This is a genomic window from Paenibacillus sp. S-38, from assembly GCF_049942825.1.
GTDB lineage: Bacteria > Bacillota > Bacilli > Paenibacillales > NBRC-103111 > Paenibacillus_G.
In genome coordinates this window covers 1,875,219-1,889,920 of sequence record NZ_CP187970.1, presented here as the reverse complement: position 1 = coordinate 1,889,920, position 14,702 = coordinate 1,875,219, and the positions used below count along the sequence as shown (strand labels likewise).

Here is a 14,702-nt window from a genome sequence, read left to right as displayed (position 1 = left end):
CACCCTCTTTCTACTCCTCGAAGATACCGAAAAGCCCTACCCTGACCCGGGTATGGGCACCGTTGCAGCGGATAAAATGAGAGGCGGGGCTCACAGCAGGGAAGCCTGAATCCTTGCCCTATGTGTATGCCGCCGCGCGGCGATTCATACGGCTCCAGGCCCCCGAACACAAAAAAGCAGGCGAAGGGAAATTCCCTTGGCCTGCTGCTCATGATGAATTGTTAAACGGATCAGTGCAATTACCGGATAAAACGTGTGTCCGTCACGCAAACGAAGGCTTATCATAATTCGCCTTGCGTTCAAATACGACGACGCCTTCCACTTCTTTGCCTTCCGTTGTGAGGGCGATGACTTTTTTGTTCTTTTTTGTCGATGTCCCGGCATCTGACAACTCGGCGGAATTGGGACGCCGTGCCCCCGGTTTATCGACCTGTCTGCTCATGAAGATTCGCCTCCAAAAAGGTGGTTTATGGTGCCCATCAGCCTGTGGTTGACTTGCAGCAGCGTCTCGCAATCTTCGGGTGACATGGTTCGCTTGCCGGACACGTGAAGGACAAGCATGAGATCCTTTCCTACAGGATAGCACAGCAAGTAGGTTTTGACAACGCGGTCCGAGAGCAGTACGACCTTCTCCAGCCCGTTCAGGAAGGCATCGACGACAACGACATTTCCCTCGCTGTCATGGTGTTCTTCGTTGACCGTGAACGGGTAGAACTTGTTCCTTCCCACATTGCCGGCCACCTGTTCGAGCCCCTCGGTCCCCCTGGCCTTCCATACCGCAGCACCCACGACCCGGTAACCTTCGATCGGCTGATAGGCGCTACGCAGAGCATCGTAGAGGAATTCATATTTCTTGTGGGGCTCCACCATCAGGTCCTTCACGAAATGCAGAAAAAAATGATGCAGAGACTCGTTCTGCTCGAGCTCCGCACGGGCTTCCTGAAGCGCTTCCGCCGGGTCCTCGTATTTACCCGCTTCCGTGATTTCTGCACCAATCTCCATACAGGCCACGCTCACGGCGGCATGAAGATCCCCGTCCGTACGAACCTCGTAGCGAAGAAGGGTCAGCCCCTGCAGGTCACTCATCAGATGGAATTCCGTAATCTTTTCTTTATGATATTCCGCCTCCACATATTCCGGAACCACAAAAAAGACCCGGCCCCGCTTCAGCCTGCCCCAAAAAAGGCCCATTTCAAAAACAGTGTTGTCACGGGGGGTGAGCACCAGCTTCCCGCGGTGGAGCAGAAGATCGTCCGGCGAGAAGACGAATACGGCAAAATCGCTGGCGGCAAGCCTGGCCTCCAAATCATCCATCGTATAGTTCATCGCATGAAACGTACCGGCGTACCACGGTGTAACCTGGGCAAAGTGAGACAGCGCCTTGTGAATCGTGGAAGCGATTGCAATGGACTCCCGGGCAGAACCGATAAATACGCACGGCTTGGATGTATGCCGTTTCAAATAGCGAACCCCCCCGTAACGAGTTTTCATTCCATGCATACCAGTTTGTTACAATTATACCATACATTTCGTTTCCATGCGTATATTTGTTCTCTTTTTCCAAAAAAAAGATAGCGGCTCTTGAGGCAAGGATTCGGATGATCTCCCCCGTTCCAGCGCAATTAATTGATGGGTAGAAGGACAAGCCCGGCTCATTTCCTGTGGGCAAACATGGTAAATCCTCCAGCGATGCCCTAGGGACACTCCCCCGAAGTCATGCTAAAGTATAGGCCAGTCCCCACCAGGGGGGACAAACAACACTTATGGAGGTACACATGAACAAATTGCTGAAAGCATCTGCGCTGGCATTGTCCCTCATGGTTACGACCATCAGCGTTGGAACAGCCATGCCAAGCCGCACGGAGGCCGCCATCTCTTCTACGACAGGGAGCCGGATCGTTTCGACCGCCAAATCCTACATCGGAGATGTGGACTATAAATACGGAACCCGTGATGCATCCCGTCTGATCTTCGACTGCTCTTCGTTCACCCAGTTCATCTTTAAAAAGTACGGCATCTCGATTCCTTGGAGCTCCCGGGATCAGGCCAAAGAGGGCAAGTGGGTCAGCAAGTCGAATCTGAGAGCGGGCGATCTGGTCTTCTTCAGCGTCGGTACGCCGGGAAGAATCGATCACGTGGGCATCTATGTCGGGAACGGCAAGTTCATCAGCAACACGAAAAGCGAAGGTGTCGTCGTCAGTCCGCTCAACTCGGGTTACTGGAAGAACCGTTATATCACGGGGCGCCGTTTGTAATCAACCTTTACACCATCCTATCTGTTCTATAAATAAAAGCAGGAGTCTCTGAGTGTTTCATCAGAGCTCCTGCTTTTTTAGTATTTCCCGCTCCGCCGGCCGCCATCCGCACCCACGCGCACATCGGTAAGAGCCGTTCCCCTTCCGCACACACGTCGGTTCATTCGGAGCGGCCGGCTTGTCCCTCGTAGAATCGGACCCGTCTCCTCCCCTGCCGCTTGGCCGTATACAGCACCTGGTCCGCACAGCGGAGCAGGACATGCACGGCCTGAGCGTCTTGGGAATAGAAAGCCGCCCCGATCGAAGACGTGGTTGTCAGCTCACCGGCGCTTGTCAGACTCCATGGCCGCCTAGGGAGTCGCAGAGGCTCCCGCCCATCCCGCTCTGCTTCCTGGGGATCGGTCGAACCCAGGAGGATCACCACGAATTCATCACCGCCGAGCCGGGCAAGATGATGAGAAGAGGCAAGCTGATCTTCGATCCGCCGCGCGAACTGAACGAGCAGCTCGTCTCCTGCTTCATGCCATACGTATCGTTGATATGCTTGAAGTGGTCGATATCCAGGTAGAGAACCCCTAAGGTGGTTCCATCCCGGAGCGTTCCCCCCATCAGCTTCTTGACTACATCCATAAAGCTGCGGCGGTTCGGCACACCGGTCAAAGCGTCATAATACGCCATCCGCTGCAGCCGGGCCTCATATTCCTTGCGTTCCGTGATGACTCGTGCAACCGATACGACATGGTCGACGTCACCCTCTTCATTAAGTACGCGGGAGAGGACCGTCTCAAACCACAGGTAATGACCGCCTGCGTGCGCATACCGGAACTGCACCGTGATCCCGTCCGAATCTCCGCTCAGAAGCTCTCTGAACCCTTCGCCGACGGCAGAACTGTCCTCGAGGTGAAGGAACTCGAAGATGCTGCTCCCTTCGTCCACGGTATATCCCAGGATGTTCAGGAACGATGGAGAACAATAGCGGACGCTCCCGTCCGGATTCAGCATGGAGATAATATCATTCATGTTCTCCGCGAGCTCCCGGTCGGTTTTCCCGCGGTAATCGACTCCTTGAAGCTCATAAGCGTCTATCACAGTCCGGTTCGATAACAGCCAGCGGCCGTCGCCGTCTTTCAATACAATAAATTCCTGAATCAGGTCAAGCAGGACCTGTATATGCTCTCCGTCATCGGGAGCCTTCTTAAGCAGCTGTTCCACTGGGTCGTTCATCGGGCTGTCCCTTTCTTCTGCTGACTGCGTCCTCGTGTCGATGGGAGTTGTATCCCGAATTATAGCACTGATGGCAGGCTTCTGAATACGGGAACCGGTGAAACCAAGCCTTCCAGTTTCAAGAAAACGCAGTGCAAAAAAGAACAGCCCCGCAGTTTCCCCGCCAGGCTGTTGTTCGGCTTCCCGTTATTTTTTCTGCGGCGGGTGAAGGCCTGGTCTAGTGTTCGTTGCAGCAACCTTCCCCCATATGACCGGAACGCTCCACCTTGGTTTTGAGATAATTCTCATTGAAGGGAGACAGGTCTCCCCACAGCTCCACCCGCCCGGCGACATCAAGTCCCGAGGATTTCAGAGCGTCGACTTTCTTCGGATTGTTCGTGATCAGCGTAACCGGCTTGCTTCGAAGCTGCTTCAGCACGGCTATCGCATCTCCGTAATTGCGGGCGTCATCCACGAATCCGAGCTTCAGATTCGCATCCACCGTATCGTACCCGTTCTCCTGCAGCAGGTAAGCGAGGGCTTTGCTGAACAGCCCGATTCCTCTTCCTTCATGATTCGCGAGATAAAAGAGGGCGCCGGTGCCGTGATCCGCGATCATTTTCATGGAGCGCTTGAGCTGAAAGCCGCAGTCGCACCGTTTGCTGCCGAAGATATCCCCTGTGTGGCAGATGGAGTGAAGCCGGATCAGGGCTTCTCCGGCCTCCCTGAAGTCGCCATGCACGAGCACGCTGGACTGCTGATACTCGGCGAGATTGATCGACGACAGCTTATCGACAATACGCTCCATGCCGCTCTCCACTTCCTTGCAGTTCAGCCAGCAGTACCACTGGAAGACGACGGTTTCGTCATAGAGGCTGACCGGCAGCCGGATCGGCCCCACCAGGTAGATGGCTCCCTCGGGCCTTGGGATCAGCTGAATTTTATCCTGAAGGTGTTCCATGACCTCAGGGGCAATGCGGGTGGCTTGGCTCACTTGCTGCAGCTCCTTCTTCTTCGAGTGTCCGTTTCGTGCAGGACCAGCTTATGCTTTGGCTCTGCCTAGTCCTGTCTGGCGTACCTCTAGAATCCCCCGTCTTTGCCTGTGTCATCCCCCAGGACAGCACGCTTTCCTGCCCGACTGCGGAGAACTCAGCAGCCGACTGACCCGCATGGATCAGCCGGACACCGCCGACCGGCCTTCCAGAATTTCGGCAGCCATGAGATAATCCTCTTCCGTCTTGATCTCGAAGACGAAGGAAGGGGCTATTCCCTGCCCGACGAACGTTTCCTCCTCCACCAAGGCAGCATTGAGCACCCGGTGCAGCACATCCGGCCGGCCCTCGCCTCCCTGCAGCAGCTCGGCGATCCGCTTCCCGCAGGAGCGGTCATAGAGGCCGTGCAGCGGATAGATCATATTCTCCACCCGCGGGAAGACGGCATTGAAGCCTCTGTTCTTCTGCTCGAGGAGCAGCGCCGCCGCCTTTGGTGAAAGGAAGGGCATACCGGATCCGACCGCCCAGACGTTCTCTCCCCTGGCCAGCGTGAGTCCGGCATGCAGGCCGCTGAGCGGGCCTTTCCCCGGAATATAATCCGTAATGATCCGCACCGATTCGTCCACCTGGCGCAGATAAGCCCTGGGATCGTTCGTGACGATGATCAGCTCGCTGCAGATCGTCCTCATGAGACGGATCTGCCGCTGCAGAAGGGTTTCGTATTCAAACTTCAATCTGCTCTTGTTCTTCCCGTTCATCCGTTTACTCTCGCCGCCCGCCAGGATCAGTCCCGTCAGCATCACAACACTCTCCCCTTTCTTCATTCACCCATCGTTGATTGACTTCCTGCCTATATTAAAGCACGCCGGAGGTTCGCTCTTCCGTGATCTGCTTCACTCGGGGCGGCTTCCTCTAATTCCGGGCGGCGGAGCTGGGCCCGGCGAGGTGGGGATCCCACACCGGGCAGCCGTCTATGCCAGGTATCCGACCCGTACCTCGCCGCCCTCCAGCCGAACCGGGTAGGTCCTCACCTGTCCGTGATCCGGCGCGAGTACGGCTCCGTCCCTCAACCCGATGCGCCAGTCGCAGATCGGGTCGAACAGAACCGCGCCTGACACGATCCCGTCCGCGAGCGTCCCGCCCCGCGGTCCCGGACTGCGGTTCTCAAGAGCGAAGAACTCGCCCTCCGTCGTCCGGAATACGGCAATCTCGTCGCCGCCGATCCGGACGACTCGGCCGATGCGCTCTTCGAAATCCTCCGGCCTGCCAATGCCGACATAAGTGAGCTGCTTCGTATCCATGGTCATCTTCTCCTCTTTAACGAATCGATTGCTAATGTGCTAATGCTGACTTGATTGCTGACTTATTTGGTTCTTGCTCATTTGGTTTCTACGGGAATCTGAATCTCATTGTAGAGACGCCCGCGGAGCAGCGGGTTGTCGAGCACGTCCTTCCAAGGCTCCTTCACCTGGCTGAGCGCAGCTTCCATCCGGTCGGCCAGCGCTTTGCGGTTCGCCGTATCTTCCACTACCGAAGCGATCACCGACGGCAGGCCGACCCGTTCGATCCAGTCCGAGGTCCGCTCGAGATACTTGCCCGTCTCCCGGTAATGCTGCATGAAGGCGGCGACGATCTCGACCAGTTCTTCGTCGGTCTTCACCTTGCAGAGCAGATCCGCAAGACGCGCCTTGATGCCCCCGTTGCCGCCCACATAGACCTCCCAGGCGCCTTCGTTGCCGACAATCCCGATATCCTTCGTCGACGATTCCGCACAGTTGCGCGGGCAGCCGTTAACGGCCAGCTTGAACTTCGCCGGCATATCGAGCCGCTCGAATTTCTTCTCGAGCAGGATGCCCATGCCCATCGAATCCTTCGTGCCGAAGCGGCAGAACTGGCTGCCGACGCACGTCTTGACGGTGCGCAGCGCTTTGGCGTAGGCGTAGCCCGACGGCATGCCGAGATCCTCCCAGATCTTCGGCAGGTCTTCCTTGCTCACGCCGAGCAGGTCGAGCCGCTGTCCGCCGGTGACCTTGACGAGCTTCACGTTGTACTTCACGGCCACATCGGCGATGAGCCGCAGGTCCTCCGGCGTCGTCACGCCGCCGTACATCCGGGGAACGACGCCGAAGGTGCCGTCCTTCTGGATGTTCGCGTGCATCCGCTCGTTGACGAAGCGCGAGTCCTTCTCGTCCTGGTGCTCCGCCGGCCAGATCATGCCGAGGTAATAGTTCAGCGCGGGACGGCACTTCGAGCAGCCCTCCGGGTTCTCCCATCCGAGCACGTGCATGACTTCCTTCGAAGTGAGAAGGCCCTTCTCCTTGATGCCGGCCACGACTTCATCGCGGGTCAGCTTCGTGCAGCCGCAGATGCCTTCCTTCTTCGCGGCCGCGGAATCGTACTTGTCCCCGAGCGTATACTGCAGAATCTGCTCGACCACCGGCCGGCAGCCGCCGCACGAGCGTGAAGCCCCTGTGCAGGCTTTGATCTCATCGACCGTCGTGAGCCCCTTATCGTGGATGGCGTCTACGATGTGCTTCTTCGTCACGCCGTTGCAGCCGCAGACGATCTCCTCGTCCGGCAGGTCCGCCACGCTGCTGCCCGTCTCCGCCGCCGCAGTGCCCATGATCGCCGCATGGATCTCTTCGGTCATGACCGTGCCCGTGCGGATCCACTGCTGGAGGCGAGCCGCCTGCTTGCCGTCACCGACGAGCACGCCGCCGACGATCCGGCCTCCGCGCAGCAGCACCTTCTTGTAGATACGGTGCCACTCGTCGTGCATCCGGACGACATTCAGGTCCGGCGCATCCATGAACTCGCCCGCCGAGAACACGTCGACGCCCGAGATCTTGAGCTGGGTCGAGACGACGGAGCCTTCATAAGGCTTCGTCTCGACGCCGCACAGATGCTTCGCCAGCACGGCTCCCTGCTCGAAGAGCGGGGCGACCAGCCCGTAGCAGACGCCGTGGTGCTCGCCGCACTCGCCCACCGCATACACATCCGGCGCGGAGGTGCGCATGTAGTCATCCACCACGATGCCGCGGTTCACGGTCAGGCCGCTTGCCCGGCCCACCTCGGTGTTTGGCCGGATGCCCGCCGCCATGACCACGAACTCGGCTTCGAGCGTCGTACCGTCGCTGAAGCGCAGGCCCGTCACCCGGTCGCCCCCGAGGAACTCGGCGGTCTGCCGGCCGGTGGCGAACTTCAGCCCCTGGCTCTCGAGCTCCGCCTGGAGCATGAGCGAGGCCGTCCGGTCGAGCTGGCGCTCCATGAGCTCCTCGACCAGGTGGACGACGGTCACGTCCATGCCGAGCTTCAGCAGGCCCTTGGCCGCCTCCAGGCCGAGCAGCCCGCCGCCGATGACGGCGGCCTTGCGGTACAGCTTCGCCGCATGGAGCATCGTCTCACAATCGGCGATGTCCCGGAAGCCGACGATGCCTTCCTTGTCCGCGCCCGGGATCGGCAGCATCAGCGGCTTGGAGCCCGTAGCGACGATAACCTTGTCGTACGGAACCACCGTCCCGTCCTCCGTATGGACCATACGGCCTTCGGTGTCGACCTTCGTTACCGTCGTACCCGTCCGAAGCTCAATGCCGTTCTCCTGGTACCATTCCCAGGAGTTCAGGATGATTTCGTCGATCGATTTGCTTTTCTCCAGCACATAGGACAGTTGAATCCGGTTATAGTTCGGATACGGCTCGCTGCCGAATACCGTGATCTCGTAGCGCTGCGGGTCCAGCTTCAGGATCTGCTCGACCGTATTGATGCCGGCCATACCGTTGCCAATGACGACCAGACGTTGACGTGTAGTAGTAGGGTTCATGGAATACTGCCTCCTCCGGCTTGCCTATGGGATTGCCAGGCCCGCCGGCCTGGATTGGTAAATTAATACAAGTTAACAGAAACGTACATATATGCCAGGGGATTCACATCCCCTTCTATAGTCGGACACAGGACAAGGGCCCTGTGGGATGTTCAAGAGTAAGCGTGCTGTTTGCCGCCTTGTGCGGAATGTAATTGTGTTGTAAAAAGAATGCGGAACTGTCCGGGCCGACGCTCATCTTCGCCCGGAAGCAGCCCCGCCTGTCTACTGCCTTATGCTGCTGGCTTTTGATTGATGGCCATGCTTTTTCTATCTACAGGGGGTCGTGTCTATGCTCCATATCGGTTTCTGGCGTGCTTCCCGCGTTTACTCGAACCGGCCGTAGAACGCCTTGCGGTATACCTCCGCCAGCTCGCTCACGAGCGGCATCCGCGGGTTGGCTGTCGTGCACTGGTCTTCGAAGGCCCGGTCGGCGAGCTCCTCCACCCGGCTCTCGAACACCTGCGGGTCGATGCCCAGCTCGGAGAACGAAGCCGGAATGCCGACCGCCTGACCAAGCTTGCGTACCGCGTCAACGAGGCTGTTCACGCCTTCTTCCGTCGTGCGGGCCGGCAGCCCCAGCATGCGGGCGATCTCGGCGTACCGCTCATCGGCGACGAAATGGTCGTATTTCGGGAACGATGCGAACTTCGACGGCTTGCCGGCATTGTAGCGGATGACATGCGGCATCAGGATCGCGTTGGTGCGGCCGTGCGCCGTGTGGAACTCGCCGCCCCACTTGTGCGCCAGGGAGTGGTTGATCCCGAGGAACGCGTTGGCAAAAGCCATCCCGGCGATCGTCGAGGCGTTGTGCATTTTTTCCCGGGCCACCGGATCCGCTGTTGCATAAGACTTCTCCAGGTTCTGGAACACGAGCTGGATCGCCTTCATCGCCAGGCCGTCCGTATAGTCGTTCGCCATCACCGAGACGTACGCCTCAATCGCGTGGGTGAGTACGTCCATCCCCGTGTCGGCCACCGCTGTTTTCGGCAGGGAGTACACATAGTCCGGATCGATGATCGCCACATCCGGCGTGAGCTCGTAGTCGGCCAGCGGGTACTTCGTCTGTCCCTGCTTCTTGTCGGTGATGACCGCGAAGGAGGTCACCTCCGAGCCCGTACCCGACGTCGTCGGAATTGCGACGAACTTCGCCTTGCGGCCAAGCCGCGGATATTTGTACACCCGCTTGCGGATATCCATGAATTTCTGCTTCAAGGACTGGAAGCTCGTTTCCGGATACTCGTAGAAGAGCCACATGGCCTTCGCCGCGTCCATCGGGGAGCCGCCGCCGAGGGCGATGATGCAGTCCGGCTGGAAGCGTTCCATGAGATCCGTGCCGCGCTCGACCGTATCGACCGACGGATCGGGCTCGACGTCGCAGAATACTTCCACAGCCACCGGCGTCTGGCGCTTGCGCAGATAATGCTCCACGCGCTCCACGTAGCCGAGCTTCACCATCATCGGATCGGTGACGATCAGGATGCGCGAGATGTCCGGCATTTTCTCCAGGTACTGGGTCGCGCCCTTCTCGAAGTAGACCTTCGGCGGAATCTTGAACCACTGCATATTGACCGTACGGTAGGCGACCCGCTTCACGTTGATCAGGTTGACCGCCGTGACGTTGGAGGTCGTCGAGTTATGGCCGTAGGAGCCGCAGCCGAGCGTCAGGGACGGCAGGTTCGTGTTGTAAATGTCGCCGATCGCCCCGTGGGTGGACGGCGAGTTCACGATGATGCGGCCGGTCTTCAGCGCAGCGGCAAAATCAGCGATCACGGCATCATTCTTCGAATGGATGACGGAGGAGTGGCCCATCCCGCCGAAGGCGGTCACTTCCGCGGCCCGCTGGATCCCTTGGGCGGCGTTCTTCACTTTGTAGCACGCCAGTACGGGGCTGAGCTTCTCCGCGGACAGCGGGTAGGCCGGGCCTACGCCCTGCAGCTCGGCGACCAGGATCTTCGTGTCGGCCGGGACGTTGATGCCGGCCATCTGCGCGATCTTCACAGCCGGCTGGCCGACGATGACCGCGTTGACAGCACATTTGTCGCTGTTGATGACGAGCTTCGATACCGCCTCGGTCTCTTCGCCGTTCAGGAAGTAGCAGCCGAACCCGATCATGAGGCGGCGCACTTCGGCGTAGACGTCCTCTTCAATAATGACCGCCTGCTCGGAGGCGCAGATCATGCCGTTGTCGAACGTCTTGGAGAGGATGAGGTCCGTGACGGCCTGCTTGAGATCGGCGCTCTTCTCGATGAAGCACGGGACGTTGCCGGGGCCAACGCCGAGGGCCGGCTTCCCTGTGCTGTAAGCCGCCTTGACCATCGAGGAGCCGCCGGTGGCCAGCACCAGCGCCACATCCGGATGGTTCATGAGCAGCCCCGTCGCTTCGACAGACGGATGCTCGATCCACTGGATGCAGCCCTCCGGAGCGCCCGCTTTCACGGCCGCTTCCATGACGACGCGTGCGGCAGCCGCACTGCACTTCTGCGCGGACGGATGAAATGCGAAGATGATGGGATTGCGGGTCTTCATGGCGATCAGAGACTTGAACATCGTGGTGGAGGTCGGGTTCGTGACCGGCGTTACTCCGGCGATCACGCCTACCGGCTCGGCTACCTTGCGGTAATTCTCGTAAGGATTCTCCTCGATGACACCCACCGTTTTGTCATACTTGATGCTGTGGTAGATGTACTCGGTCGCGAACAGGTTCTTCGTAATCTTGTCTTCGTAGACGCCGCGTCCGGTTTCCTCAACAGCCATCTTCGCGAGCTTCATGTGCTGCTCGAGTCCCGCAAGGGCCATTGCCTGCACGATCGCGTCCACCTGCGCCTGGTCGAGCCGCATGAACGCCTGCTGCGCCTTGACCGCCTTGGCCACAAGCCTGCTTACTTCCTGCTCTGCCGCCGGCTTTGCCTGTTCTTCCTGCTTCTCTCTAATCGCCATGTCTCTCCGCCTCCATGATTCGATTGGATTGCCTTTCCACAATCTATGTTACTATTTTCACAAGCGTGGATCTGTGATCTGGTTTACAGCATCCGGCTGGATTAGAAAGTTTTTCATGGAGGTTAGGCGGCGGGACGCTGCATTATGGGCATGAATCTGCTGGACGTATGACTTGTGTACACGTTGGACAGCCTTCCGACTGTGACTTGGCTCACTCTGGGAAGCCTGCGCTGTGACTCTGCGTACACTTGGCAGCCTTACGATGCTTCGGTCCGTCGCTTGGCTTCGATCCGTCGCTTGGCTTCGATCCATAACTTGGCTTCGATCCGTCACTTGACTTTGATCCGTCACTTGGCTTGGATCGCTGTACACTCTGGCTGGGGCTCTGACAAACTTGGCCGGCAATCGATTGCAGTCCCAAGCGAGTCTGCCGGCCAGCCTTCCTCACTTACATTCTGTCAGGTCCGCCTAGGGACCTGGCTATCCTCAAGCCGTCGTCAGATGGCCGAACGTTCCGTCATGCCGCTTGTAGACAAGCTCCGTGACCCCGGTCTCCCGGTTAAAAAAGAGATGAAAGTCATGCCCGAGCAGCTGCATCTCCAGCAGAGCCTCCTCAAGCTCGACCGGCTTGAGCTGGATGCGCTTGCTCCGTACGACGCCGAGTGTCTCTTCGTCCTCATAGGTGGCGGTCAGTGCCGGTTCGGCTCCGCCCATCCTTCCCTCCCCGCGCCGGCTGCGGCGTCTGAGCCGCTCGCGCCACTTGCGGGTCATCCGCTCGAGCTTATCGGCCGCGAGGTCGATGGAGGCGTACATATCCTCCTGCTTCTCTTCCGCCCGGAACACCGTACCTTCTTCATGGATGGTGACTTCCACCACATGCAGGTGTCTGTGCCCCTGCACGGAGAGGTTGATCTGCACGTCGGTGTCAGGGTGCAGCCAGCCTTCCAGCCGGCCGATTTTGTCCTGCGCGTAGGCTTCCAGTGCCGGAGTAACCTCGAAGTGTTTGCCATGGATGTTCAGTCTCATCTCTCATCACTCCTCTTATGCGAATAGGTAATCTACGTCGGTCAACACCTGCTCGGCCAGTGGGAACACGATCTGCTCCTCCTTGGCCAGGTGACTCTTCAGGATATAACACGCCTGGATCAGCAGGCCAGCTGCTTTCTTCATCTCCTCCTTCGGAGAGTCCGCGCGCAGCTTGTGGAACTCTCTCATGAACGTTTCCACATACTCTTCAGCCATCGCGTGCTCCTTCTCCATCATCCACAGGGAAGGGATCATCGTCGGCTCCTGCCGGAGGCGAAAGTAGGAAGCAAGGAAAGGAAACAGCGTCTCTTCCTCCCAGCCCGAGTGGGCATCCAGCTCCTGCATCACGCCGATCGTCCACAGCCGCAGGTGCTGCAGCCGTCCCCAGGCCTGGGTGCGATTCTCCGCTTGGCCTACCCTTACAGCCTGCTCTTCCATCTCTTCGAGCAGTCTGGCGAGCATCTCATGCTCTTCCCTAAGCCGGTCCATAGCGGCGGACAATTCCGTAACATGGGCTTCGCCCGTAAGTTCCATATGCGGTGGAGTAGGATGCTTCATGGTGAAATCCCTCCATAATCTTGCTGGAATGTTCTTTCTGACTTCATCTTACGCTTCGCCCGAGTACCCTGTATGTGAAGTGGATCACACAACAAATGGCATTTGGAAAAATGGAAAAAGCTGTTGGGAGCGGTGATCCGAGAGATTGTATGGGGGCAGATCACGTCCAAATCAACTGGGATCAGGCTCTGAAACTGACCCATTCGTTTGTTGCATGGATGGGTATGAGGCTCACACTCCCGATGCCTTCACACACTTCTCAACTTAAAACCGACGACCGTGCGTCGACCCATACGTTTTAGCGCTTGCCGGGTGGGCATGGGGCTCCAGCTTCTTTTATCGCCCTCATAACCCTCTCAACCTTAAACCTTCGCCCGTGTGCTGACCCGTCCATTCGAGCATTAATAGTGATTAGAGGTATGATCATGATTTCAAAGGCTCCGCTCGATTTTCCACCCCATTCCCTTGCTCGGCTGCCGCCTCGTAATATCTAAACGCATAAAACCGCCCGGCTGCTATGGCCGGACGGTTTCCAGGTGTGGTGTTGATTCAGAATTCATATAGAACAAGAGTTTTTAAGATAGTTATAATGAACGAAACCGACTACCTCTTTGCATCACGTAGGTTGAAGTTGGAAATGACTTGGAGTGAATACACCAATCAAATCCAAAACAGAGCTACAAACAAAAAGGAGTCGGTTAGTAATGAGTATGTCCACAAAGTATGTAGGGTTAGACGTATCCAAGGAAAAAATTGCTGTTGCTATCGCCACGGAAAATCGAGATGAGCCTGTACGGTTCTGGGGGACGATTCCACATACCAAAGAGGCCGTGCGAAAATTAGTCAAGCAGCTTGCAAAGGACGATGAGATCAAACTCGACGTTTGCTATGAGGCCGGGCCTACAGGGTTTCAACTGTATCGTTGGTTCCTTGAACTCTTTGTCAATTGCAGCGTCGTTGCGCCCAAAGCATTGGATGGCAACAAGCGCATTAAAACCGACAAAAGGGATGCCATACGTTTAGCGCAGCTCTACAGGGCTAGAGAGTTAACCGAAATCTACGTACCTACACCCGAGGACGAAGCGCTGCGGGATTTGGTTCGGGCCCGGGAGGATGCGGTTCAGGATATGAATCGGCACAAGCAGCGGCTAACGAAGTTCCTGCTTCGGCACCAGCTTCATCCACCGGGCGGCACGAAGTTATGGACATCGGCCTACGAGAACTGGCTGGATACCTTGCGCTTTACGGATGCGTGCGAGGATATCGTCTTTCAAGAATACCGCAACACCATCAGGGAGGCCGCAAACCGGATTGGGCGATACGAAAAGGAAATGGAACGGCAGGCTTCGGCAGGGTGCCAGGCTACCATGATTCAGGCGCTGCAAGGACTTCATGGTATTGCTTTAGTTACGGCCACTACTCTTGCGGCCGAACTCGGAGATCTCGCAGGAAGATTTGCTTTTGCGCCGCAGCTTATGAGTTATTCCGGATTGGTACCTTCGGAAAGTTCAAGCGGAGGCAGCCGCCGGCAAGGGCGAATCACGAAAGTCGGAAATGCGCATATCCGACGGGTACTGGTCGAAGCCGCCTGGACCTATCGGAGCAAACCTGCTGTAAGAAGAGCCCTGCGGGAGAGGCAAAAGGAGCTAAGCTCGGAGATTATTGAGATCTCTTGGAAGGCGCATAAAAGACTGCATCATAAATTTAATAGGTTAAGCTTCAGGGGAAAGAACAAAGGAACCATCGTTACCGCCGTGGCCAGGGAGCTCTTGGGATTTATCTGGGCTATAGCCAAGGAAGTCCAGAAGCAAAGGGCGGCAGCATAATCGCTTGTGTTTGTAATAGAAGTTTGAAAATACGAAGAAGGAG

At 57.6% G+C, this 14,702-nt stretch carries 11 protein-coding genes and 1 pseudogene; 2 read left to right on the top strand and 10 right to left on the bottom strand.

The features are described 5' to 3' along the window. Positions 1-262: 262 nt before the first annotated feature. Both ACP26L_RS09030 and ACP26L_RS09025 read right to left on the bottom strand, forming a co-directional pair. Entirely contained in the window at positions 263-442 is a 180-nt protein-coding gene (locus tag ACP26L_RS09030) for a hypothetical protein (RefSeq protein WP_426452182.1), read from the bottom strand. Beyond that, entirely contained in the window at positions 439-1,461 is a 1,023-nt protein-coding gene (locus tag ACP26L_RS09025; protein ID WP_426452181.1) for a TIR domain-containing protein, read from the bottom strand. Before ACP26L_RS09025 ends, ACP26L_RS09030 begins: the two co-directional genes overlap by 4 nt. A gap of 314 nt (positions 1,462-1,775) precedes the next feature. Here ACP26L_RS09025 and ACP26L_RS09020 point away from each other — a divergent pair, with 314 nt between their 5' ends. Continuing rightward, a complete protein-coding gene (locus ACP26L_RS09020; RefSeq protein ID WP_426452180.1) occupies positions 1,776-2,255 on the top strand; it encodes a C40 family peptidase in 480 nt (159 codons plus the stop codon). Positions 2,256-2,415: 160 nt separating this feature from the next. On the opposite strand, the pseudogene ACP26L_RS09015 reads toward ACP26L_RS09020, so the two are convergent. From ACP26L_RS09015 to ACP26L_RS08980, 8 genes and pseudogenes are all read right to left on the bottom strand, one after another. Further along, positions 2,416-3,257 (bottom strand): annotated as a pseudogene (locus ACP26L_RS09015) (diguanylate cyclase). A gap of 439 nt (positions 3,258-3,696) precedes the next feature. Continuing rightward, positions 3,697-4,452 carry a GTP cyclohydrolase II gene (locus ACP26L_RS09010; protein ID WP_426452179.1) on the bottom strand — a complete coding sequence of 252 codons (756 nt, stop codon included), beginning with the start codon at positions 4,450-4,452 and terminating at the stop codon, positions 3,697-3,699. Positions 4,453-4,632: 180 nt separating this feature from the next. Further along, positions 4,633-5,250 (bottom strand): molybdenum cofactor guanylyltransferase, encoded by a 618-nt coding sequence (mobA, locus tag ACP26L_RS09005; protein WP_426452178.1) that lies wholly within the window; start codon positions 5,248-5,250, stop codon positions 4,633-4,635. Positions 5,251-5,421: 171 nt separating this feature from the next. After that, complete coding sequence (locus ACP26L_RS09000; protein ID WP_426452177.1) at positions 5,422-5,751, bottom strand: nitrite reductase (NAD(P)H) small subunit; 330 nt, start codon at positions 5,749-5,751, stop codon at positions 5,422-5,424. 77 nt (positions 5,752-5,828) lie between these two features. After that, positions 5,829-8,270 (bottom strand): nitrite reductase large subunit NirB, encoded by a 2,442-nt coding sequence (nirB, locus tag ACP26L_RS08995; RefSeq protein WP_426452176.1) that lies wholly within the window; start codon positions 8,268-8,270, stop codon positions 5,829-5,831. A 366-nt stretch (positions 8,271-8,636) separates the two neighbouring features. After that, a complete protein-coding gene (gene adhE / locus ACP26L_RS08990) occupies positions 8,637-11,249 on the bottom strand; it encodes a bifunctional acetaldehyde-CoA/alcohol dehydrogenase (protein ID WP_426452175.1) in 2,613 nt (870 codons plus the stop codon). A 486-nt stretch (positions 11,250-11,735) separates the two neighbouring features. Continuing rightward, on the bottom strand, positions 11,736-12,275 hold the full coding sequence (gene hpf, locus ACP26L_RS08985) for a ribosome hibernation-promoting factor, HPF/YfiA family (RefSeq protein WP_426452174.1): 540 nt from the start codon (positions 12,273-12,275) through the stop codon (positions 11,736-11,738). 15 nt (positions 12,276-12,290) lie between these two features. Then, positions 12,291-12,833: a hemerythrin domain-containing protein gene (locus ACP26L_RS08980; RefSeq protein WP_426452173.1), complete on the bottom strand. Its 543-nt coding sequence runs from the start codon at positions 12,831-12,833 to the stop codon at positions 12,291-12,293. 647 nt (positions 12,834-13,480) lie between these two features. On the opposite strand from ACP26L_RS08980, the gene ACP26L_RS08975 reads away from it, so the two are divergent. Then, positions 13,481-14,659, top strand: a complete 1,179-nt coding sequence (locus ACP26L_RS08975) for an IS110 family transposase (RefSeq protein ID WP_426452172.1) — start codon at positions 13,481-13,483, stop codon at positions 14,657-14,659. Positions 14,660-14,702 lie beyond the last annotated feature (43 nt).

Excerpts from the sequence above, each read along its gene's own strand:
- ACP26L_RS09030 (WP_426452182.1), bottom strand. The coding sequence starts at position 442 with ATGAGCAGACAGGTCGATAAACCGGGGGCACGGCGTCCCAATTCCGCC.
- ACP26L_RS09020 (WP_426452180.1), top strand. The coding sequence starts at position 1,776 with ATGAACAAATTGCTGAAAGCATCTGCGCTGGCATTGTCCCTCATGGTT.
- mobA (WP_426452178.1), bottom strand. The coding sequence starts at position 5,250 with ATGCTGACGGGACTGATCCTGGCGGGCGGCGAGAGTAAACGGATGAAC.
- ACP26L_RS09000 (WP_426452177.1), bottom strand. The coding sequence starts at position 5,751 with ATGGATACGAAGCAGCTCACTTATGTCGGCATTGGCAGGCCGGAGGAT.
- nirB (WP_426452176.1), bottom strand. The coding sequence starts at position 8,270 with ATGAACCCTACTACTACACGTCAACGTCTGGTCGTCATTGGCAACGGT.
- adhE (WP_426452175.1), bottom strand. The coding sequence starts at position 11,249 with ATGGCGATTAGAGAGAAGCAGGAAGAACAGGCAAAGCCGGCGGCAGAG.
- hpf (WP_426452174.1), bottom strand. The coding sequence starts at position 12,275 with ATGAGACTGAACATCCATGGCAAACACTTCGAGGTTACTCCGGCACTG.
- ACP26L_RS08980 (WP_426452173.1), bottom strand. The coding sequence starts at position 12,833 with ATGAAGCATCCTACTCCACCGCATATGGAACTTACGGGCGAAGCCCAT.